At 68.7% G+C, this 21,909-nt stretch carries 22 protein-coding genes; 15 read left to right on the forward strand and 7 right to left on the reverse strand.

What is annotated here, in order from left to right:
• The first annotated feature begins 17 nt into the window (after nt 1-17).
• The 13 genes from yidC (at nt 18) to hisA (ending at nt 11,537) form a co-directional block, all read left to right on the forward strand.
• Nucleotides 18-1,898, forward strand: a complete 1,881-nt coding sequence (yidC, locus tag BSY19_RS05765; RefSeq protein WP_069056883.1) for a membrane protein insertase YidC — start codon at nt 18-20, stop codon at nt 1,896-1,898.
• Between the two features lie 43 nt (nt 1,899-1,941).
• Nucleotides 1,942-2,568: a CatB-related O-acetyltransferase gene (locus BSY19_RS05770; protein ID WP_069053312.1), complete on the forward strand. Its 627-nt coding sequence runs from the start codon at nt 1,942-1,944 to the stop codon at nt 2,566-2,568.
• 10 nt (nt 2,569-2,578) lie between these two features.
• Nucleotides 2,579-3,244 (forward strand): ribosome biogenesis GTP-binding protein YihA/YsxC, encoded by a 666-nt coding sequence (gene yihA / locus BSY19_RS05775; RefSeq protein ID WP_069053313.1) that lies wholly within the window; start codon nt 2,579-2,581, stop codon nt 3,242-3,244.
• Between the two features lie 81 nt (nt 3,245-3,325).
• Entirely contained in the window at nt 3,326-4,594 is a 1,269-nt protein-coding gene (locus BSY19_RS05780) for an alpha/beta hydrolase family protein (RefSeq protein ID WP_236840477.1), read from the forward strand.
• An 18-nt stretch (nt 4,595-4,612) separates the two neighbouring features.
• On the forward strand, nt 4,613-5,380 hold the full coding sequence (locus BSY19_RS05785) for an AAA family ATPase (RefSeq protein WP_069053314.1): 768 nt from the start codon (nt 4,613-4,615) through the stop codon (nt 5,378-5,380).
• 1 nt (nt 5,381) lies between these two features.
• Nucleotides 5,382-5,750: a DUF423 domain-containing protein gene (locus BSY19_RS05790; protein WP_069053315.1), complete on the forward strand. Its 369-nt coding sequence runs from the start codon at nt 5,382-5,384 to the stop codon at nt 5,748-5,750.
• A gap of 79 nt (nt 5,751-5,829) precedes the next feature.
• The gene (gene argB, locus BSY19_RS05795; RefSeq protein WP_069053316.1) at nt 5,830-6,729 is read left to right on the forward strand and encodes an acetylglutamate kinase; all 900 of its coding nucleotides are present in this window, start codon (nt 5,830-5,832) and stop codon (nt 6,727-6,729) included.
• Nucleotides 6,730-6,913: 184 nt separating this feature from the next.
• Nucleotides 6,914-7,639: a pyrimidine 5'-nucleotidase gene (locus tag BSY19_RS05800; protein WP_069053317.1), complete on the forward strand. Its 726-nt coding sequence runs from the start codon at nt 6,914-6,916 to the stop codon at nt 7,637-7,639.
• Nucleotides 7,640-7,751: 112 nt separating this feature from the next.
• Complete coding sequence (locus tag BSY19_RS05805; protein WP_069053318.1) at nt 7,752-8,948, forward strand: O-succinylhomoserine sulfhydrylase; 1,197 nt, start codon at nt 7,752-7,754, stop codon at nt 8,946-8,948.
• 122 nt (nt 8,949-9,070) lie between these two features.
• Nucleotides 9,071-9,658, forward strand: coding sequence for an imidazoleglycerol-phosphate dehydratase HisB (hisB, locus tag BSY19_RS05810; protein ID WP_069053319.1), 588 nt, complete (start codon nt 9,071-9,073; stop codon nt 9,656-9,658).
• Between the two features lie 12 nt (nt 9,659-9,670).
• On the forward strand, nt 9,671-10,156 hold the full coding sequence (locus BSY19_RS05815) for a DUF2628 domain-containing protein (protein ID WP_069053320.1): 486 nt from the start codon (nt 9,671-9,673) through the stop codon (nt 10,154-10,156).
• On the forward strand, nt 10,153-10,809 hold the full coding sequence (gene hisH / locus BSY19_RS05820; protein ID WP_069053321.1) for an imidazole glycerol phosphate synthase subunit HisH: 657 nt from the start codon (nt 10,153-10,155) through the stop codon (nt 10,807-10,809). Before BSY19_RS05815 ends, hisH begins: the two co-directional genes overlap by 4 nt.
• On the forward strand, nt 10,797-11,537 hold the full coding sequence (gene hisA / locus BSY19_RS05825; protein WP_083247417.1) for a 1-(5-phosphoribosyl)-5-[(5-phosphoribosylamino)methylideneamino]imidazole-4-carboxamide isomerase: 741 nt from the start codon (nt 10,797-10,799) through the stop codon (nt 11,535-11,537). The genes hisH and hisA overlap by 13 nt, the downstream gene beginning before the upstream one ends.
• A gap of 12 nt (nt 11,538-11,549) precedes the next feature.
• On the opposite strand, the gene BSY19_RS05830 is transcribed toward hisA, so the two are convergent.
• The 4 genes from BSY19_RS05830 to trpA are packed head-to-tail and all read right to left on the reverse strand — an operon-like array spanning nt 11,550 to nt 15,569.
• Nucleotides 11,550-12,395 (reverse strand): aldo/keto reductase, encoded by an 846-nt coding sequence (locus tag BSY19_RS05830; RefSeq protein ID WP_069053323.1) that lies wholly within the window; start codon nt 12,393-12,395, stop codon nt 11,550-11,552.
• Between the two features lie 18 nt (nt 12,396-12,413).
• Nucleotides 12,414-13,736 carry a bifunctional folylpolyglutamate synthase/dihydrofolate synthase gene (locus BSY19_RS05835; protein ID WP_069053324.1) on the reverse strand — a complete coding sequence of 441 codons (1,323 nt, stop codon included), beginning with the start codon at nt 13,734-13,736 and terminating at the stop codon, nt 12,414-12,416.
• A gap of 16 nt (nt 13,737-13,752) precedes the next feature.
• Nucleotides 13,753-14,658 carry an acetyl-CoA carboxylase, carboxyltransferase subunit beta gene (gene accD, locus BSY19_RS05840; protein WP_069053325.1) on the reverse strand — a complete coding sequence of 302 codons (906 nt, stop codon included), beginning with the start codon at nt 14,656-14,658 and terminating at the stop codon, nt 13,753-13,755.
• A gap of 50 nt (nt 14,659-14,708) precedes the next feature.
• Entirely contained in the window at nt 14,709-15,569 is an 861-nt protein-coding gene (trpA, locus tag BSY19_RS05845) for a tryptophan synthase subunit alpha (RefSeq protein WP_069053326.1), read from the reverse strand.
• Nucleotides 15,570-15,655: 86 nt separating this feature from the next.
• On the opposite strand from trpA, the gene hrpB reads away from it, so the two are divergent.
• Nucleotides 15,656-18,166 (forward strand): ATP-dependent helicase HrpB, encoded by a 2,511-nt coding sequence (gene hrpB, locus BSY19_RS05850; RefSeq protein ID WP_069053327.1) that lies wholly within the window; start codon nt 15,656-15,658, stop codon nt 18,164-18,166.
• Nucleotides 18,167-18,274: 108 nt separating this feature from the next.
• Here the strand turns inward: hrpB and BSY19_RS05855 are convergent, their stop codons facing one another.
• From BSY19_RS05855 to aroA, 3 genes are all read right to left on the reverse strand, one after another.
• Nucleotides 18,275-19,084, reverse strand: a complete 810-nt coding sequence (locus tag BSY19_RS05855; RefSeq protein ID WP_069056885.1) for a DUF1194 domain-containing protein — start codon at nt 19,082-19,084, stop codon at nt 18,275-18,277.
• A 75-nt stretch (nt 19,085-19,159) separates the two neighbouring features.
• The gene (gene cmk / locus BSY19_RS05860) at nt 19,160-19,810 is read right to left on the reverse strand and encodes a (d)CMP kinase (protein WP_069056886.1); all 651 of its coding nucleotides are present in this window, start codon (nt 19,808-19,810) and stop codon (nt 19,160-19,162) included.
• 17 nt (nt 19,811-19,827) lie between these two features.
• Nucleotides 19,828-21,168 carry a 3-phosphoshikimate 1-carboxyvinyltransferase gene (gene aroA / locus BSY19_RS05865; protein ID WP_069053328.1) on the reverse strand — a complete coding sequence of 447 codons (1,341 nt, stop codon included), beginning with the start codon at nt 21,166-21,168 and terminating at the stop codon, nt 19,828-19,830.
• A 230-nt stretch (nt 21,169-21,398) separates the two neighbouring features.
• Here aroA and BSY19_RS05870 point away from each other — a divergent pair, with 230 nt between their 5' ends.
• Entirely contained in the window at nt 21,399-21,797 is a 399-nt protein-coding gene (locus BSY19_RS05870) for a TIGR02300 family protein (RefSeq protein WP_069053329.1), read from the forward strand.
• Nucleotides 21,798-21,909: the final 112 nt, after the last annotated feature.

The following is a 21,909-nucleotide window of genomic DNA, read 5'->3' on the forward strand; positions in this document are numbered from 1 at the left end:
ATCTGTTTCCGATCATGATGAAAGAAGACAACCGCAACCTGCTTCTGGCGATCACGCTCTCCGTGGTCGTGCTGTTCGGCTGGCAGTACTTCTACGGCGTGCCGCAGATGGAAAAGCAGAAGCAGCTCGCGCAGCAGAACCAGCAGGCGCAGAGCCAGACGGCACCGGTGCCCGCACCGGGCAGCGCGCCGGCTCCGGCCGCCGTGCCCGGCCAGACCGTGGCGCCCGCCGTCGCCCCCGCGACCGGGGTGGCCCTGACCCGCGACCAGGCCCTGGCGCAGAGCCCGCGCGTGCGCATCGAGACGCCGAAGATCGCGGGCTCGATCGCCCTGACCGGCGCGCGCCTCGACGACGTCTCGCTCAAGGCCTACCGCGAGACGGTCGATCCCAACAGCCCGATCATCGTCCTGCTTTCGCCGCTCGGCGGGCCCAACGGCTACTATTCCGATTTCGGCTGGGTCGCGGGCCCCGGCGCCGCGGTTTCGCTGCCGAACGCCAGCACCGTCTGGACCGCCGACGCCCAGGTCCTGACGCCGGCCAAGCCGCTGACCCTGACCTGGGACAATGGCCAGGGCCTGCTCTTCCGGCGCATCGTCACCATCGACGACAACGCGATGTTCCAGGTCAAGGACGAGGTCGAGAACAAGGGTGCCGCCGCCGTCACGCTGTTCCCCTATGCCCAGGTCGTCCGCCATGGCCGGCCGCCGACGCTCGGCTACTATGTTCTGCATGAAGGCCTGATCGGCGTCCTCGGTGAGCAGGGCCTGCAGGAGTTCACCTACGACCATGTCGACAAGGAGCCGCTGCTCGCGCCGGGCACCAATGGCCGCGTCTGGAAGGACGTCACCGGCGGCTTCGTCGGCATCACCGACAAATACTGGGCGGCGACCGTCGTTCCCGACCAGTCGCGCAAATATGACGGCCGCTTCTCCTCGGTGCAGACCGGCGCGGCACGCACCTACCAAGCCGATTTCCTCGCCGAGGCCGTGACGCTGGCGCCCGGCGCCAGCGCGACGAGCACGGCCAAGCTTTTCGCCGGCGCCAAGGAAGTCGCCGCCATCAACGGCTATGAGCAGAATCTCGGCATCAAGCGCTTCGACCTGCTGATCGACTGGGGCTGGTTCTACTTCATCACCAAGCCGATGTTCTTCCTGCTCGACTGGATCTACAAGCATGTCGGCAATTTCGGCATCGCCATCCTGATCGTCACGATGATCCTGAAGGGCGTCTTCTTCCCGCTCGCGAGCAAGTCCTACGCCTCGATGGCCAAGATGAAGGCGCTGCAGCCGGAAATGCTGGCGCTGCGCGAGCGCTATGCCGACGACAAGATGAAGCAGCAGCAGGCGCTGATGGAGCTGTACAAGACCCAGAAGATCAACCCGCTGGCCGGCTGCTGGCCGGTGCTGGTGCAGATCCCGGTGTTCTTCGCGCTCTACAAGATCCTGTTCATCACCATCGAGATGCGGCATGCGCCGTTCTTCGGCTGGATCCGCGACCTCGCGGCGCCGGACCCGACCTCGATCTTCAACCTGTTCGGCCTGCTGCCTTTCGCCGTGCCGGCCTTCCTGCTGATCGGCGCCTGGCCGATCCTGATGGGCATCACGATGTTCATCCAGATGAAGATGAACCCGGAGCCGCCGGACCCGATCCAGAAGATGATGTTCACCTGGATGCCGGTGTTCTTCACCTTCCTGCTCGGCTCGTTCCCGGCCGGCCTGGTGATCTACTGGACCTGGAACAACCTGCTCTCGGTGCTGCAGCAGGGCTACATCATGCGGAAGTTCGGGGTGAAGATCGAGCTCTTCGACAACATCAAGGCGATGTTCGGCAAGAAGCCCGATCCCGCCGCGGCCGCCGCGCCCACCCCGGGCAAGCCTGCCAACAGCAACAAGAAGTGACGGGCGAGGGCGGGGATTTCCCCGCCCTTTGCCTTTGGTGCCGATGCCGCTTCCCGATCCCCTCACGCGCCATCCCGTCCCCGGCTGGAAGGGCACCGCCTTCCTGAAGGCGATCGTCGATCACCCGCTGATCGAGGTCGGCGACTACAGCTACTATGACGACTCGCGCGGCCCCGAGCATTTCGTCGCCCGCTGCGTGCGCTACCATTTCGAGGATGTCGGGGACCGGCTGGTGATCGGCCGCTTCGTCGCGATCGCCCAGGGCGCGCAGTTCGTGATGAACGGGGCCAACCATCCCACTGGCGGCTTCTCGACCTATCCCTTCGCCCTCTTCGACGTCGAAGGCGCTCCGCCGCGTGCGCAGTGGCCGGGGCGCGGCGACATGGTCATCGGCCACGACGTCTGGATCGGCCGGGAGGCCGTGATCATGCCCGGCGTCACCATCGGTGACGGGGCGATCATCGGCACACGCGCGCAGGTGGTGAAGGACGTTCCGCCCTATGCGGTGGTCGCCGGCAATCCCGGCCGCGTCATGCGCATGCGCTTTCCCGCCGACGTCATCACCGAGCTGCTTGCGATCCGCTGGTGGGACTGGGACGCAGGGAAGATCGCCCGCAATATCGCCGCGATCGCGGGCGCCGACATCGACGCGCTGCGTCGGGCCGTGTAGGCGTAACGCCATGACGACCAGCGCCACCACCCCCTTCACCGACGACGAGATCGAATCCGCCCGCAAGCTCTTCGAGGGCCCCTGGGATTTCGTCTGGGCCTCGACCCATATCGACGACCTGCCGCCCATGGTCGGCCAGGAGATCGCCTTTGCCGGCCGCTCCAATGTCGGCAAGTCGAGCCTGATCAACGCGGTGACCCGCCGCAACGCGCTGGCGCGGACCTCGCACACGCCGGGCCGCACGCAGCAGCTCAATTTCTTCCGCCAGGTCGGCGCGGACGAGCGGCTGACGATCGTCGACATGCCCGGCTACGGCTATGCCGCCGTCGGCCGGGCCAAGGTCGCCGCCTGGACCAACCTGATCCACAACTACCTGCGCGGGCGGCCCAATCTGATGCGGGTCTATCTGCTGATCGATGCCCGCCATGGTCTCAAGGACGTCGACAACGCCGTCCTCGAGACGCTCGACAAGGCGGCGATGTCCTACCAGGTCGTGCTGACAAAGGGCGATGCGCTCAAGAAGAGCGACCAGCAGTTCATGTGCGAGGCGACTTATGACGAGATCAAGCGCCGCCCGGCCGCCTTCCCCGAAGTGCTCCTGACCTCGAGCGAGACCGGCCTGGGCATCCCGGAACTGCGCGCCGCCGTCGGGCGTGTGCTGGCGGAGAGGGGCTGAGCCTCTGCCCGAAGGCGAAGGCCACCAAATCTTTACATCGGCCATGCAGGATGCCCGGCGTGCCGCGGCGACGGCCGGGGCATGACGACCCGGTGCCCCGGCTGGCTGGGGGCCTTCATGACGATCCTGAACCGCATCCGTTCGTTGGCCGTGCTGCTGGCGACGACCTTGGTCGTTGCGGGGCCGGCCTCGGCCCAGCAGGCCTCTCCGGCCCCGGGTCAGACCGCGCCGGTCAGGGTGGCGTCGGGCGTCCAGTACGAGCTGATCGCGCGCTGGGATGTCGCCCGGCTCAACCAGATCCTGACCACCGACACGCCGAAATTCGCCGGGATCACCGTCAGCTACACCCCGGCGCGCAACGCCGTGAAGCTCTACCGCGTCACCTATCCGTCGGTGGTGCCCGAGCAGGGCAACCGGCCGATCTCGGCCACCGGGCTCCTCGCGGTGCCCGACACGGCGGAGACCGTCTTCCCGATGGTCTCCTACCAGCACGGCACGGTCTACGGAAAGGAACAGGTCCCCTCCTTCCCCGAGCAATCACCCGAGACGCAGCTGATGATCGCCCAGTTCGCGGGCCAGGGCTATCTCGTCACCGGCGCCGACTATTTCGGCATGGGCGCCTCGAAGGAGCCGGAGGGCTACCTCGTCAAGGGCAGCCACCAGCAGGCGACCTACGACATGGTCCTGGCCAGCCGCGCCGTGCTCGCCGATCTCAAGCTGTCGGACAGCAAGCTCTTCCTTAGCGGCTGGTCGCAGGGCGGCTTCGTCACGCTCGCCATGCTGGAGAAACTCGAGGCCGTCGGCATGCCGGTCAAGGCCGCGACCACCGCCAGCGCCCCGGCCGACGCCTTCGCCGCCTTCAACGGCTTCCTGAACTTCCCGCGCAAGATCGACGCGAGCTGGATCACGACGATCTTCATGCTGAACGTGTTCTCCTTCGAGAACTATCACAACATCCCCGGCCTCGCCCGTTCGCTCCTGACCGACGAGACCTACGAGATTTCGCGCAAGGCCTATTATCGCGAACCCTTCGATCCGGCCGCCGTGCCGACCGATCTGCGCAAGCTGATCCGGCCGGAGTATTTCGAAGCCCAGTTCTTCGCCAACTCGGCCTATGGCCGGCTCGTGGCTGAGACCAGCGCCTATCGCTGGGTGATCAAGACCCCGGTGCGGACCTATTACGGGCTGACCGACGAGGCGATCCGCATCGAGATCGGCCAGTTGCCGATGACCTATCAAAAGGCGATCGGCAACGACAAGGTCGAGGCCGTCCCGACCGGCGACACCAGCCATCGCGGCACCTTCGCCACGGCCGTGCCGCAGTGGAAGGCCTGGTTCGACGCGCAGTGAGGCGACGAGACGGGTTCCATGAGAGGATCGCGACCCACCCGTCTGCCGGCCCCTTTCCTCAAGCGCGTCTGGCTCGATGACGCGCACGCGTACGACCGGGCCGCCTATCCCTTCTGCCTGCCGCTGTTTGCCAAGGGCTTCGAACTGAGCTTCGACCGCGCGATCACGATTATCGTCGGCGAGAACGGCACGGGTAAATCCACGTTGCTGGAAGGCATCGCCGCGCTCGCCGGCTACGACGAGGCGGGCGGCGGCAAGGGCTACCGCCCGGTTGATCACAGCCGCGCCGTCGAGGCGATGGGCGGCTCGCTCGGTGGCGCTCTGCGCGCGAGCTGGCTGCCCAAGATCACCAGCGGCTGGTTCTTCCGGGCCGAGAGCTTTTTCTCGGTGGCGCGCTATCTCGACGAGGCGGCGTTGGACGATCCCATGAGGCCGCCGCCCCCGGACTTTCTGTCCCATTCCCACGGCGAGGGTTTTCTGCGCTTCTTCGAGGAGCGCTGCAGGCGGCAGGGCTTCTTCATCTTCGACGAGCCGGAATCGGCACTGTCGCCGGCCCGTCAGATGACGTTCCTCAGGCTGTTGCAGCAGATCGAGCGGGCGGGGCACACACAGGTGATCATGGCGACCCATTCTCCGATGCTGATGGCGTTTCCCGGAGCGCGCCTGCTCGGCCTGTCGAAGTACGGGCTGGATCCCATCGCGCTGGAGGACACCGCCCATTTCCGCATCATGCGTGAGTTTTGTGCCGATCCCGCCGGGTTCGTCGAACTCGCGATCGAGGATTGAGATGACCGCCGCCAGGATCCATCTCGTTCTCGCCGCCCTGATGGGGCTGGCCGGCGTCGCGCTGCTCGCCGCCGCCGCCCATGTCACGGGCACGACCAACGTCCAGACCGCCGGCCAGATGCTGCTGTTCCATGCCTCGCTGGTCTTCGGCGCCACCGCCGCTCGCAAGGCCGGCTTCCTCTCCGATCTCATGGCGCGCATCGCGCTTTCGCTGATCGTCGCGGGCGTGGCGCTCTTCGCGGCCGATCTGTCGCGACGCGGGTTTGCCGGCGAGGCGCTGTTCCCGCGCGCCGCGCCGATCGGCGGCTTCGGGATGCTGGGCGGCTGGCTGCTGCTGGCGCTGTCGGCGCTGTTCGCGAAGCGGAGCTGACGCTTCCTCCCCACCCGATTGTCCGCTAGAAGCCGCACCCGGCGCGGAAGCCTGGCGCGCCGTCGCGGAGCCTCGACCGATGATCAATCCCGCCGCCCATCTGACGCCGTCGCAATCGGCCGACCTGCTGGTCCAGGCGCTGCCGCACATGCAGCGCTACGACCAGGAGATCATCGTGATCAAATATGGCGGCAACGCCATGGGCGATGCTGCGACCGCCGAGGACTTCGCCGAGGACATCGTCCTGCTCGAGCAGTCCGGCCTGAAGCCGGTCGTCTGCCATGGCGGCGGCCCGCAGATCGCGGCGATGCTGAAGAAGCTCGGCATCCAGTCGGAGTTCAAGCAGGGCCTGCGCGTCACCGACGCGGCGACCGTCGACGTCGTCGAGATGGTCCTGGCCGGTTCGGTCAACAAGGAGATCGTCGGCTACATTTCGCGCGAGGGCGGCAAGGCGATAGGCCTGTGCGGCAAGGACGGCAACATGGTCACCGCCCGCAAGGTGACCCGCACCATCGTCGATCCCGATTCCAAGATCGAGGAGGTGCTCGATCTCGGCTTCGTCGGCGAGCCGGAGAAGGTCGATACCTCGGTGCTCGATTCGGTGCTCAAGGCCGAGTTGATTCCGGTTCTCGCCCCGGTCTGCGCGGCGGCCGACGGCCAGACCTACAATGTCAACGCCGACACCTTCGCGGGCGCCATCGCGGGCGCGCTGAACGCCAAGCGTCTGCTGCTCTTGACCGACGTGCCCGGCGTCCTGACCAAGGACAAGGTGCTGATCCCCGAACTGACGGTCGAGGAATGCCGCCGCCTGATCGCCGACGGCACCATCTCCGGCGGCATGATCCCGAAGATCGAGACCTGCATCTACGCGCTCGAAAAGGGCGTCGAGGCGGTGGTCATCCTCGACGGCAAGGTGCCGCATGCGGTGCTGATCGAGCTCTTCACCGACACCGGCTCGGGCACGATCATCCGGCGTTAAGGCCTTTCTCGTCATGGTCGGGCTTGTCCCGACCATCCACGTCTTCCATGTGTCGAGCGCTACGACCAAGACGTGGATGCTCGCCACAAGGGCGAGCATGACGCGTGCGTCCGAACGGCGCCCCGCGTTAACCGCTAGCAGAACTCTTGCATGTCAGGCTCGGCTCGCCACATGAGTCCGTCCTATGAACACGCACGCTGCCATTCCCGTTGCGACCCCTCCGCTTCAGCGGGAGGCCTTCGCGCATGTCGACCACTGGGTGTTCGACCTCGACAACACGCTCTACTCGCATGAGTGCCAGGTCTGGCCGCAGGTCAATCAGCGGATCACCCTGTTCCTGCAGGAGCTGTTCGGCCTCGATGGCCTCTCCTCGCATGCCCTGCGGAACTACTATTACCATCGCTATGGCACGACCCTGAACGGCCTGATGGTCGAGCATGGCGTCGAGCCCGACGATTTCCTCGACTTCGCCCATGACGTCGACCTCAGCCTGCTCGAGCCCGATCCGGCCCTGGGCGCGGCGATCGCGGCCCTGCCCGGCCGGAAGCTGATCCTGACCAACGGGTCGGTCGCCCATGCCCGCAACGTCGCCGGCAAGCTCGGCATCATCGAGCATTTCGAGGATGTCTTCGACATCGTCGCGGCGGGCTTCACGCCCAAGCCGGAACGCTCGACCTATGAACTGTTCCTCGCCAAGCATGCCGTCGATCCCGGCCGCGCCGCGATGTTCGAGGACATCGAGAAGAACCTGCTGGTCCCCAGCGCCATGGGCATGAAGACGGTCCTGATCATCCCGCAGACGCCCGATCCGTTTCGCGAAGCCTGGGAGCAGGCGGCGGTCGAGGCCGGCCATGTCCACCATGTGACATCAGATCTGACGGGCTTCCTGACGCCACTGGCCCGCGGATAGTCCGCGCTCGCCAGCCCCCGCCGGTTGTACGAGAGATTCCTTCTCCTTTACGGGCCGGCCACAGGATGATACGCCGATGGTTCGTTAAAACGAACGCTTCGGAGTTTCTATCATGTCGGCAAACCCGGGCGACGTCGCCGGCCTTCATCCCGAGACGCGTCTCGTCCATGCCGGCACGCTGCGCTCGCAGTTCGGCGAGACCTCCGAGGCGCTCTTCCTGACCCAGGGCCATGTCTATGACAGCGCCGAGCAGGCCGAGGCACGCTTCCTGAACAAGGATCCGGGCTTCCAGTACGCCCGCTTCTCGAACCCCACCGTCGCCATGCTGGAGGCCCGCATGGCCGCCTTCGAGGGGGCGGAAGCCTGCCGCGCGACCGCGACCGGCATGGCCGCCGTCACCGCCGCGATCATGGGGCAGGTGCGCCAGGGCGACCATGTCGTGGCGGCCCGGGCCCTGTTCGGCTCCTGCCGCTATGTCGTCGAGGAGCATCTGCCGCGCTATGGCGTGACCTCGACGCTGGTCGACGGCACCGACCTCGTGGCCTGGCGCGAGGCCGTGACGCCGCAGACCAAGGTGTTCTTCCTCGAGAGCCCGTCCAACCCGACGCTCGAGGTCATCGACATCGCGGCCGTTGCCGCGCTGGCCAAGGAGGTCGGTGCGACGCTCGTCGTCGACAACGTCTTCGCCACGCCGCTCTACCAGCGCCCGCTGCAACTCGGCGCCGATTGCGTGGTCTACTCGGCGACCAAGCACATCGACGGGCAGGGCCGCTGTCTGGGCGGGCTGATCCTCGCCTCGCAGGCCTTCATCGAGACCCATGTCCAGACCTTCCTGCGCCAGACCGGCCCGGCGATCTCGCCCTTCAACGCCTGGGTGATGCTGAAGGCGCTGGAGACCCTGCCGCTGCGCGTGCGCCAGCAGGCGCACAATGCCGCGATCGTGGCGGAATGGCTCGCCGGCCGCCCCGGCCTGTCGCGCGTCATCTTTCCGGGCGCGAAGAACCATCCGCAGGCCGAGATCATCGCCCGCCAGATGACCGGCCCGTCGACGCTGGTCGCCTTCGAGGTGGACGGCGGCAAGGAGGCCGCCTTCCGCTTTCTGAATGGGCTGAAGCTGATCCGCATCTCCAACAATCTCGGCGACGCCAAGAGCCTGATCGTTCACCCCGCGACGACGACGCATCAGCGCTTCAGCCCCGAGATCCGGGCGAGCATGGGCATCTCGGACGGGCTGATCCGCCTCTCCGTCGGCCTGGAGCATGCCGACGATCTCGTCGCCGATCTGGAGCGGGCGCTCGCGGGGGTGTGAGCACCAAGTGCAAAGCGTCATTCTCGGGTCTGCGCCCGAGCATGACGAGCCTGGCCTCGGCCATGGCCTTCCCGCCGGCCTCCTGCTAAAGCCTCGCGCATTGTCCGATCAACGAGGCCGTCATGCGTTCTGGCGAAGTGAAGCGCCGCACCAACGAAACCGACATCGCCGTCTCGCTCGTGCTCGATGGCACGGGCAAGGCCGAGATCTCGTCCGGCGTCGGCTTCTTCGACCATATGCTCGACCTCTTCGCCCGCCATTCGCTGATCGACCTGAAGGTCGCGGTGACCGGCGACACCCATATCGACGACCATCACTCGGTCGAGGACACCGGTATCGCGCTGGGCGAGGCCCTGCGGCAGGCGCTCGGCGACAAGAAGGGCATCCGCCGCTATGCCGACATCCATCTGCCGATGGACGAGACGCTGACGCGCGTCGCCGTCGATGTCTCGGGCCGGCCCTTCCTGGTCTTCCGGACGCGCTTCGAGGCGCAGAAGATCGGCACCTTCGACACGGAACTGGTGCGAGAGTTCTTCCAGGCCTTCGCAATGAACGCCGGCATCACCCTGCATGTCGAAACGCTCTATGGCGACAACGCCCACCACATCGCCGAGAGCTGCTTCAAGGGGCTGGCGCGCGCGCTGCGCCACGCTCTCGAGGTCGATCCGCGCGAGGGCGGTCGCGTGCCCTCCACCAAGGGCGCGCTCTGAAAGGCTCGCATCATGGCATTCTACACGGTGATGATTCCGCCGCCGGGCTCGGGCGGCGCGCGTGACGAGATCGAACGGGCGCGGCTTTTGCCCGAGACCTTCACTTGGCCGGCCTTCATCTTCGGCGGGCTCTGGCTCCTGGGCCAGCGGCTCTGGCTCGCGACGCTGATCTATGCGCTGGTCTGGGCGGCGCTGCTCTATGCCGGCAGCCGACTCGGGCTGGTGACCGGCGCGGTGATGATCTCGCACTGGACGATCGCGCTCTTCCTCGGGCTGGAAGGCCAGAACCTCATCGCGCGCAAGCTGGCGCGCCAGGGCTGGCGTCTCTCCGACGTCGTCGAGGCCCGCGACCTCCTCGAGGCCGAGCGTCGCTATTTCGAGCGGGCGCTCGCGGAGGCTCCCGCGCAGGCGCGCCTCGCCGCCTCATCGCCCGCCCGCCAGCCGCCGGCGGGGCCGGTGCCGGTCATCGGCCTCTTCCCCGAGGCGCAGGGCCGATGAGCCAGTCCGTCGTCATCGTCGATTACGGTTCGGGCAACCTGCACTCCGCCGCCAAGGCCTTCGAGCGCGCGGCCGCCGAATCGGGGATCGCCTCGACCATTTCCGTCAGCAGCGATCCCACCGTGGTCCGCGCCGCCGACCGGATCGTGCTGCCCGGCGTCGGCGCCTTCGCCGATTGCCGCCGCGGGCTCGATGCGGTGCCGGGCATGGTCGCGGCGCTGGAGGAGGCGGTTCAGGGCAAGGGCCGGCCCTTCCTCGGCATCTGCGTCGGCATGCAGCTTCTGGCCTCGCGTGGCCTGGAATACACCGTGACCGAAGGGCTCGGCTGGATCGCCGGCGACGTCACGCTGATCGTGCCGCAGGGCGAAGGCCTCAAGATCCCACATATGGGCTGGAACACGCTGGAGACCCGCCGCGCGCATCCGCTGCTGGCCGGCATCGAGACCGGTCCTTCCGGTCTGCACGCCTATTTCGTCCATTCCTATGCGCTGGCCGCCACTCATCCCGGGCAGGTGATCGCCGTCACCGACCATGGCGGGCCCGTCACGGCCATGGTCGGGCGCGACAACATCGCCGGCACCCAGTTCCACCCGGAGAAGAGCCAGACGCTCGGGCTCCGGCTGCTCGCCAATTTTCTGAGATGGAAGCCGTGATCCTCTTCCCCGCCATCGATCTCAAGCACGGCCAGTGCGTGCGCCTGAAGCAGGGCGACATGGACCAAGCGACGGTCTTCAACGACGATCCCGCTGCACAGGGCGCCGCCTTCGAGGCGCAGGGCTTCCAGTGGCTCCATGTCGTCGATCTCGACGGCGCCTTCGCCGGCAAGCCGATGAATGCGGCCGCGGTCGAGGCCATCTTGGCGCGGGTCGCTTTCCCCGTGCAGCTCGGTGGCGGCATCCGCGACATGAAGACGGTCGAGGGCTGGCTCGCCAAGGGCATCCGCCGCGTCATCATCGGCACCGCCGCGGTGCGCGATCCCGGCTTCGTCCGCGAGGCGGCGAAGGCCTTTCCGGGACAGGTCGCGGTCGGCATCGATGCGCGCGACGGCTTCGTCGCCGTCGAAGGCTGGGCCGAGACCTCGACGCTGGCGGCCGCCGATCTCGGGCGGCGCTTCGAGGATGCCGGCGTGGCGGCGATCGTCTACACCGACATCGCCCGCGACGGCATGCTTCAGGGCATCAACTGGGAGGGCACGATCGGCCTCGCCCAGGCGCTGACCATCCCCGTCATCGCCTCGGGAGGCCTGGCCTCGATGACCGATATCGAGCGGTTGATGGCGCCCGACGCCGCGATCCTCGAAGGCGCCATCACCGGCCGCGCGCTCTATGACGGCCGCATCGACCCGACCGCCGCGCTGGAGCGGCTGGCGCGCGCCGCCTGAGCGCAGCCGCCATCAGAGCATCGGCAGCGAGGACGGCTTACGCCCCAGCGGAAAGGCCGCACCGATCCGTGCCAGCTCGTCCTCCGTCAGCGTGAGCCGCAGCGCGCCGGCATTGTCCTCGACATGGCCCTGCGTCCCGGCCTTGGGGATCGCGAAGACACTGGCACGGCGGGTCAGGAAGGCGAGCGCGACCTGCCGCGGGCTGGCGCCATGGGCCGTGGCGACCTCCGCCAGAAGCTTGCCGCCCGGGCTGCCCGCCGCCGGGAAACCGTCATGCCCGAACGGGCTGTAGGCGGTCACCGCGACGCCGTGGCGCTCGCACCACGGGATCACCGCATGCTCGATCGCGCGTTCGCGGAGGTGATAGAGCACCTGGTTGCAGGCGATCTTGCCCGGCCCCGCCACCTCGAGCGCCTCGGCCAGATCGTCCTCGTCGAAATTGCTGACGCCCCAGGAGAGGATCTTGCCCTCGCTTTTAAGCGCCTCGAAGGCGGCGAAGGTCTCCGCCAGCGGATGCGGCCCGCGCCAGTGCAGCAGGTAGCAATCCAGCCGGTCGGTCTTGAGATGGCGCAGCGAGCGCTCGCAGGCGGCGCGCACGCCGGCCTTCGAGGCATGGTGCGGCAGCACCTTCGAGACGAGGAAGACCTCCTCGCGCCGGCCGGTGATCGCCTCGCCGATGATCGCCTCCGAACGCCCGTCGCCATACATCTCGGCGGTGTCGAGATGGGTCAGGCCGAGATCGAGCCCGCGCCGCAGCGCCACGACGGCCTCATTGCGATCACCGCGCTCGATATACCAGCTGCCCTGGCCGATGGCGGGCACATCGCGGCCGGTGGGTCCGAAGGGACGAGTCGCCATGGCAGTCTCCCTGAGGCCTCAAACCGGCAGCGTTCCGTTCGCCGAAAGCACCTCACCCGCGAGATAGAGCGAACCGCAGATCAGGATGCGCGGCGGGGCCGACCAGTCGCGCGCCGCGATCTCGCGCAGCGCCTGCTCGACGGAGCCCGCGACCTCGGCGGTGAGACCGGCCGAGCGGGCGAGTCCCGCCACCTCCTCGGCCGGACGGGCGGCGAGATTGTTCTGCAGCGGGACGGCAAACAGCATCTGCGCCAGTCCCTTGAAATGGCGCAGCGTCGCGCCCGCATCCTTGGTCGAGAGCAGGCCGGCGATCATCACCAGCGGGGCGGGGTTGCGGTCGGCGAGATCGGCCATCGCCTGAGCGAGCACGCGGCCGCCATCGGGGTTGTGGCCGCCATCGAGCCAGAGTTCGGCCCGGCCGGGCACCAGTTCGACGAGCTTGCCGCGCGCGATGCGCTGCAGCCGCGCCGGCCAGTCGGCATTCAGCATGCCCTGTTCGAAGGCGGAACTCGGCAGGCCGCCATATCCGGCCGCGCGCAGGGCTGCGATCGCGGTGCCGGCATTGACGTGCTGGTGGCGGCCCGCGAGCTTCGGCAATGGCAGATCGAGGAGCCCGTCGCCATCCTCGTAGACCAGCCGGCCGCCGGCCTCGTGGACCGAGAAATCCTGCGCTCCGATCAGAATCTTCGCGGCGCCGACCCGCTCGGCCACCGCTTCGAGCACGGCCGTCGGCTCGGGCTCCTGCGGGGCGATGACGGCCGGTGCACCGCGCTTGAAGATGCCGGCCTTCTCGCCCGCGATCTTGGTGACGGTGTCGCCGAGATATTCGGCATGATCGAGCGAGACCGGCGTCACCACCGTGCAGGCCGGGTTGGCGATGACATTGGTGGCGTCGAAGCGCCCGCCGAGGCCGACCTCGAGCAGCACGACATCGGCCTGGTGCTCGGCGAAGAGCAGGAAGGCGACGGTGGTGGTGATCTCGAAAAAGGTGATCGCGTCGCCGGCATTGGCGCGCTCGCAGCGCTCCAGCGCCTCGACCAGCACCGCCTCATCGACGAAGCGGCCGCCGCCGGGAGCCCCCAGCCGGATGCGCTCATGGAAGCGCACGAGGTGCGGCGAGGTGTAGACATGGACGGACAGGCCCGCCGCTTCCAGGATCGCCCGCATGAAGGCGATGGTCGAGCCCTTGCCGTTGGTGCCGGCGACATGGATCACCGGCGGCAGGCGCTTCTGCGGATCGCCGAGCCGCTCGAGTAGCGTCAGGATGCGCCCGAGCGAGAGGTCGATCAGCTTGGGATGCAGCGCCAGCAGCCGCGCGAGAACCGTATCGGACGACCCCATGATCCCGACCGCCGCCTCAGACGGCTTCGGCGACCGGTGCGGCGGGCACCGCAGGCTTGACGTCCTGGCCCGCGGCCGGCTGCTTCGTCAGCAGGCGGCCGAGGCGGGCGAGCGTCTCCGGCAGGTCGTGGCGGTGCACCACCATGTCGACCATGCCGTGATCCTTGAGATATTCCGCGCGCTGGAAGCCCTCGGGCAGCTTCTCGCGGATCGTCTGTTCGATCACGCGCGGCCCGGCGAAGCCGATCAGCGCGCCGGGCTCAGCGATGTGGATGTCGCCGAGCATCGCGTAGGAGGCGGTGACGCCGCCCGTGGTCGGGTTGGTCAGCACGACGATATAGGGCAGGCCGGCCTTGCGCAGCATGCGGATGGCGACCGTGGTGCGCGGCAGCTGCATCAGGGACAGGATCCCCTCCTGCATGCGTGCCCCGCCCGAGGCGGCGAAGACGACATAGGGCGTCTTCTTCTCGATCGCGGTCTGCGCGCCCTTGATGAAGGCTTCCCCGGCGGCCATACCGAGAGAACCGCCCATGAAGTGGAAATCCTGCACCGCGATGGTCAGGGCGAAACCCTTGACCCGGCCATAGCCGACTTTGAAGGCGTCCGCCGCGCCGGTCTTGGCGCGGGCGTCCTTCAGCCGGTCGATATAGCGCTTCTCGTCGCGAAACTTCAGCGGATCGGTCGCGACCTCGGGCAGCGGCACGTCGAGCCACTTGCCCTCGTCGAAGGTCAGCTTCAGCCGGTCCTGCGCGGTGACGCGCAGATGGTGGTCGGAGCCGGGGATGACGAAGCCGTTGGCCTCGACATCCTTGTGGAAGACCATCTGCCCGGAATCGGGGCACTTGATCCAGAGATTCTCCGGGCTCTCGCGCTTGAACAGCGTCTTGATGCGCGGCCGGACGACTTCGGAAATCCAGTTCATGGATCAGTCCCTGACGGTTGGGGCGCGGACAACGGGCGAGGCCGGTGGCCTCAGGCCGCCGCCTTCGCGGCCGAGCGGATGCCCGCCGCCAATTCCGACACCAGCGAGGTGACAGCCGAAACGGTCTTTTCCGTGGCCTTGCCATCGGCATCGAGCGAGAGGCGCACGCGCTCGACCAGTGCCGACCCGACGACGACGCCGTCGGCGCCCCGCGCGATGGTCTCGGCATCCTGCGCCGTCTTCACGCCGAAGCCGACCGCGACCGGCAGGTCGGTGTGCCGCTTGATCCGCGCCACGGCATCGCCGACCGCGTCGTAATTGGTGATCGCGCCGCCGGTCACGCCGGTCATCGAGACGTAGTAGACGAAGCCCGAGGTGTTCTGCAGCACCTTCGGCAGGCGCCGGTCGTCGGTCGTCGGCGTCGCCAGGCGGATGAAGCTGACGCCCGCCGCCAGCGCCGGCAGGCAGAGCTCGGTGTCTTCCTCCGGCGGCAGATCGACGACGATGAGACCGTCGACGCCCGCAGCGCGCGCATCCTGCAGGAAGCGCTCGACGCCATAGACATAGATCGGATTGTAGTAGCCCATCAGCACGATCGGGGTGTCGTGCCCGGCGCCCCGGAATTCCGCGACCATCGCCAGCGTCTTCTTCAGCGTCTGGCCGGCCTTCAGCGCGCGCTGCCCGGCGAGCTGGACGGGGATGCCGTCGGCCATCGGGTCGGTGAAGGGCACGCCGAGCTCGATGATGTCGGCGCCGGCCGCGGGCAGGGCGGTCAGGATTGCGGCCGAGGTGGCGAGGTCGGGGTCGCCCGCGGTGACGAAGGTCACGAGGGCGGCGCGGCCCTCGGACGCGCAGGCCTGGAAACGAGCCTGGATGCGAGCCTGGCCGGTGGCGGTCTGGGTATCGGTCATGGGCTGAGCGGTTAGCATGACGCGCGCGGGCTGGCGAGAGGGTTGCGCTTGCGCGCGATGGCGGGCTGCGTCACATCCCACCGGTCATGCGCGCCTTCGACACGCCCCTCCCGATCGACGCCGTCCTCGGCGATCTCGCGGCCGCCCTGCGCAACCGGCCTAACGCCGTGCTCGTCGCGCCGCCCGGCGCCGGCAAGACCACGCGCGTGCCGCTCGCCCTGCTCGACGAACCCTGGGCGAAGGGCGGCAAGCTGATCGTGCTGGAGCCGCGCCGGCTGGCGGCGCGCGGCGCGGCCTCCCGCATGGCGCAGACGCTGGGCGAGCGCGTCGGCGAGACCGTCGGCCTGCGCGTCCGGCTGGGCTCGAAGATCGGTCCGAAGACGCGCATCGAAGTGGTCACCGAGGGGGTCTTCGCCCGCATGATCCTCGACGATCCGGCGCTGGAGGGCATCGCCGCCGTGCTGTTCGACGAGTTCCACGAGCGCTCGCTCGACGCCGATTTCGGGCTGGCGCTGGCGCTCGATGCGCAAGGAGGCCTGCGCGAGGATCTGCGGATCCTGGTGATGTCGGCGACGCTGGACGGGGCGCGCGTCGCCAGATTGCTCGGCGAGGCGCCGGTGATCGAGAGCCAGGGCCGCGCCTTCCCGGTCGAGACGCGCTATCTCGGCCGCGAGCCGCTGAAGCGCATCGAGGACCAGGTCGCCGACGCCGTGCTGCGAGCGCTCGCCGAACAGCCGGGCTCGCAGCTCGTCTTCCTGCCCGGACAGGGCGAGATCAGGCGGGTCGAGGAACGCCTGCGCGAGCGCATCCGCGACAGGGATGTCGAGATCGCGCCGCTTTATGGTGCACTCGACCAGGCCGAGCAGGATCGCGCCGTGCTGCCGGCGCCGGCCGGGCGCCGCAAGGTCGTGCTGGCCACCGCCATCGCCGAGACCTCGCTGACGATCGAGGGCGTCAGGATGGTGATCGATTCAGGGCTCGCCCGCGTTCCCCTCTACGAGCCCGATCTCGGCGTGACCCGGCTGGAGACGCGCCGTGCAAGCCGCGCGGCCTGCGACCAGCGTCGCGGCCGCGCCGGCCGCACCGAACCCGGCATCTGCTACCGGCTCTGGGAGGAAGCCGGCAACGGCGCGCTGGAGGCCTTCGCCCGCCCCGAAATCCTTTCCGCCGATCTCGCCCCGCTGCTGCTCGACTGCGCCGCCTGGGGCGTGTCGGACCCCACCAGCCTCTCCTTCCTCGACCCGCCCCCAGTGCCGGCCCTGAAGGAGGCGCGCAGCCTTCTGAGCAGCATTGGCGCGCTGGATGGCGACGGCCGGATCACGCCGGAAGGCCGCACCCTTCAGACCCTGCCGCTGCCGCCGCGCCTCGCGCGCATGGTCGTGGTGGCGGCGCGCTTCGGACAGGCCGCCGCGGCTGCCCAGATCGCGGCCCTTCTGGTCGAGCGCGGCCTGGGCGGCGATGCGATCGACCTGTCGGAGCGGCTCGACCGGCTGGAGCGTGAGAGAGGCGGCCGCGCCGCCGATATGCGCCGCCTCGCCGAGGGCTGGGCCCGTGCCGCCGAGCGGGCCGCAGGTCCATCCGGCCCCCGCGAAGCCCTCTCCGTCGGGCTCCTCCTCGCCTTCGCCTATCCCGAGCGGGTCGCCAGGGCACGCAGCGCCGGTTCGGGGCAGTATCTCCTCGCCAATGGCCGCGGCGCGACGCTGGAGGCGGCCCAGCGCCTCGCCCGCGAGACGCATCTCGTGATCGCGGAGATGACCGGCGCGGCCCAGCAGGCGCGCATCCTCTCGGCCGCGCCCTTCACGGAAGCCGACATCGCCTGGCTCGTCGCCGAGGGACTCTCGCCCTTCGCGATCGAGGACCGCAGCGAGACGACCTTCGACCGGACCGCCCGTGCGCTGCGCGTGCGGGCGGTGAGGCGCTACGGCGCCCTCAGCCTCGCCGAGAGGCCGCTGCCGGCCGAGCCGACGCTGGCGAATGCGACCGTCCTGGCGGACGGCATCGCCGCGCTCGGCATCGGCCTGCTGCCCTGGACGAGGGCGCAGCGGCAGTTACGCGAGCGCGTCGGGTTTCTGCGACGGGCCGCGGCGGAGGCCGGCGCGACGGATGCCTGGCCCGATCTCTCGGATGAGGGGCTGGCCTCCGATGCCGCCCTCTGGCTCGCGCCTCACCTGATCGGGCGGGCTTCGCTGGCGGCGATCGATCCGGGCGATCTCGACGGAGCGCTGGCGGAGCTCTTGCCCTGGGAGCTGAAGCGCAGACTCGAGGCCGAGGCACCGACCCATTTCACCGCGCCGACCGGCTCCAGCCTCGCCGTCGACTACGGCGCGGAGGCCGGCCCGACCATTTCGGTCCGCGTGCAGGAACTCTTCGGGCTGTCGAAGCATCCGGCGCTCGCCGGCGGGCGGGTGCCGCTGGTGCTGGAACTGCTCTCGCCCGGCCATAAGCCGGTGCAGATCACGCGCGACCTGCCGGGCTTCTGGCGCGGCTCCTGGGCGGCGGTCAAATCGGAGATGAAAGGCCGCTACCCGCGCCATCCCTGGCCCGACGACCCTGCTGCCGCCCCGCCGACGACGCGGGCCAAGCCGCGCGGGACATGAAGGATCGGCCGTCATTCTCGGGCGAAGCGAAGCGCAGACCCGAGAATCTCGAGAAGGAAGGGCGCTCGATGCTCGGGTTAAGCCCGAGCATGACGGCTCGGAGGCTCCTCAATTCCCCATCCGGTCGCGCCACTGCCGCTCGCCGGCCAGGCAGGTGGCGTTGCTGCCGGTCGACTGGGCTTTCTGGACCAGCGCCTCGCTCTCGCGCGGAATCTCCGCGATCTCGCGGATCAGCTTGGTGCGCGTCGCGTCGACGAACTGGTGGCGCTCGCGGATCGGGATGACGAAGGCGCCCGGTCCCGTGACGACGCAGTCCTTGTAGTAGAGGTCGAGATTGTCGAGGTCGAAATAGCTCGCCTGCTTCAGCATGACCGGCAGGCCGTTGATGGAGATGCCCTTGGCGGCGGCTTCGTCGCGCGCGACGGTCACGGGGCGTCCGTCATTGTTGGCGCCGTCTCCGGAGATGTCGATCACCTTGCGCAGCGGCACCACGTTCGCCTGCTCGATCAGCTGGACCCCGAGGTCGATCGCGGCCGAGATCGAGGTGCGTCGCCCGCGCCGCGTCTGGGCTTCGCCGAGTTCCTCCGCGAAGGCGATGGCCGAGGCGGGCGTATCGATGATCGTCCAGGGCTTGACGATGTGCTGGAAGTGCCCGCCCGCCCATTCGAAATAGGTCACGGCGATCTTGCCGATCGCTCCCTTGGCGATGGCATCGTGCAGCGGCTTGGAGCGGAAGGCCTCGATATAGCCGTTGCGCTGCAGGGCGAGCTCGTCGAGATCCATCGAGAACGAGACGTCGACCGCCAGCACCAGCGCGACATCGACCTCTTCGGCGGGGGCGGCCGCCGATTGGGCATGGGCCGCGGCCGGGAGCACTGCCGCAGCCAGACTCAAGAGACCGCACAGCCAACGCCGCATCGCCACCTCCGTCATCTCATCGTGACGGAACTGTGCGCCTGCTTTCGATTCGTTCCAAGCCTTAAAGGCGGGCGGTCACCGCTCCGTGAGAAGGCTCTGGGCTGTGGCTCGCCGCCGCTCGACGATCGCGATGGCGGCTGCGAGTGCTTCCTCGATCGTCAGGGCTGAGGTGTCGAGGATGACGGCGTCCTCCGCCGCTTTGAGCGGCGCGTCGCTGCGTCCCGAGTCGCGGGCATCGCGCCGGCGGATATCGGCGAGGATCCCGTCGAAGGTGGCACTTTCGCCGCGCCCGGCCAGCTCCTTCTGCCGTCGTGCGGCGCGGACCTCGGGCGTGGCCGTGACGAAGAGCTTCGCCGGAGCGTCGGGGCAGATCACGGTACCGATGTCGCGCCCGTCCAGCACCGCGCCGCCCGCCTGCGCAGCGAAGCGCCGCTGCCGCTCGACCAGCCCGCTGCGCACGGCCGGCATCGCCGCCACGACCGAGGCGGCCTCGCCGATCTCGCGGCCGCGCAAAGCCTCCTCGGCGAAGGCGCCTTCGTCGAAGCGGGACACGACATCGCCGGCGGCCGCCACGTCGCGCAGATCATGCCCGGCCTCGAGCATGGCCCGCGCGACCATCCGGTAGAGCAGGCCGGTGTCGAGATAGGGCAGGCCGTAATGCGCCGAGAGCCGGCGCGCCAGCGTGCCCTTGCCCGAGGCGGCCGGGCCATCGACCGCGATGACCAGCCCTGCAGCCGGTTGCGTCATCCGATCTCGCCCCCGAGCCCGTTCATCAGGGCGATGAAACTCGGAAAGCTCGTCGCGATCATCGCGCCGTCATCGACCGTCATGGGCTTGTCCGTCGCCAGGCCCATGACGAGGAAGCTCATCGCGATGCGGTGGTCGAGATGGGTGGCGACGGTGCCGCCGCCCGCGACCGCTCCGCCCGAGCCCTCGACGACGAGATCGTCGCCCTCGATCGCGCAGGTGACGCCCGCCGCCTTCAGCCCGGCCTCCACGGCCGCCAGCCGGTCGGATTCCTTGACGCGCAGCTCCTGCAGGCCGCGCATCCGCGTGGTCCCCGTCGCGAAGGAGGCGGCCACCGCCAGCACCGGGTATTCGTCGATCATCGACGGTGCCCGCTCGGGCGGGACCGTCACGCCCTTCAGGCCGGACGCGCGCACGCGCAGCGTCGCCACCGCCTCGCCGCCCTCGTTGGCCTCGCTCTCGACCGTGATATCGGCGCCCATCTCGCGCAGCGTGGTCAGGAGACCCGAGCGCAGCGGATTGGTCATCACGCTCTCGATCAGAACATCCGAGCCCGGCACGATCAGCGCCGCGACCAGCGGGAAGGCGGCCGAGGAGGGGTCGGCCGGCACCACGATCGGCGCCGCCTGCAGTTCGGGCTGGCCTTTCAGGACGATGCGACGGCCATGCTCGCCCTCGGGCGAGACCGTCACCTCCGCGCCGAAATGGGTCAGCATCTTCTCGGTGTGGTCGCGCGTTGCTTCCGTCTCGATCACCGTGGTCTCGCCCGGCGCGGCGAGGCCGGCGAGCAGCACGGCGGACTTGATCTGCGCCGAGGCGACCGGCGTGCGATAGGTGATCGGCAGCGCCTCCTGCGGCCCGCGCAGGGTCAGGGGCACGCGCCCGCCCTCCTCCTGCGCGACGATGACGGTCCCCATCAGGGCGAGGGGATCGAGGATGCGGCGCATCGGCCGCTTCCTCAGCGAGGCGTCGCCGTCGAAGGTCGTGGTGATCGGATGCGAACCGCAGACGCCCATCATCAGGCGCGAGCCCGTGCCGGCATTGCCGAAATCGAGGACCCCGGCCGGCTCGCGCAACCCACCGACACCGACGCCGCGGACCCGCCAGGAGCCCGGCCCGTCATGGTGGACGGTCGCGCCCAGCGCGCGGGCGGCCGCGGCGGTGCGCATGACGTCCTCGCCCTCGAGCAGCCCCGTCACTGTCGTCTCGCCGATCGCGAGCAGGCCGAAGATCATCGCCCGGTGCGAGATGGACTTGTCGCCGGGAACGCGGACACGCCCGCGCAGCGGGCCGCAGCGGCGTGCGGAGACGGGAACGGGGGTGTGAGCGTGGGCCACGGTTGACTTCTTCTGCAGGCTGGTCGATCGGAAACGGCGTGGCCTAGCATGCCCGCACGGCAGGCGTCACGCCCGCGTTCGTCCCCGCGCTGCCTTGCGAGGGCGAGGTAATCCCGCCGCTGCGGTCATGTTCATGCCGCAGCCTGCGAATCAGCATTTGACAGGGCCGGCCGCCCCGACTAACGGACGCGCCTGCTTTTCAGAACATGAATGATTGAAGGTCCGACGCAGTGGCGAAACCGGAACTTGGAACGAAGCGCGTTTGCCCGACGACGGGGCGCAAATTCTATGACCTGAACAAGGACCCGATCGTCTCGCCGTATACGGGACAGTCCTATCCGCGCTCGATGTTCGAGCCGCAGGCGAAGGCGGCGGCTGTGGCCGCGGCCAAGCCGGACGAGGACGAGGATGAGGTCGAGGCCGCCGACAGCGCCGTCGAACTCGTCTCGCTCGACGAGGCCGATGCCGAGGCGTCCGAGAAGGACGTCGTCGTCACCAGCGAGGACGACATCGAGGTCGAAGACGATGTCGCGCCCGATGACGACACCTTCCTGGAAGAGGACGAGGAAGGCGACGACGACGTCGCCGACCTGATCGATGGTGACATCGAGGGCGACGAGGACGTCTGAACCCCTCCCGCCGGAGCGGCGAAAAAGAATGACGATCAGGCGACATTCGGCGCTTGAGTCTTCCTCCGCTCCCGCCTATAGAGCGCTTCGCCGCTGACGCGGCGACCCGGTT

It is taken from the genome of Bosea sp. RAC05, assembly GCF_001713455.1.
Classification (GTDB): Bacteria; Pseudomonadota; Alphaproteobacteria; order Rhizobiales; family Beijerinckiaceae; genus Allobosea.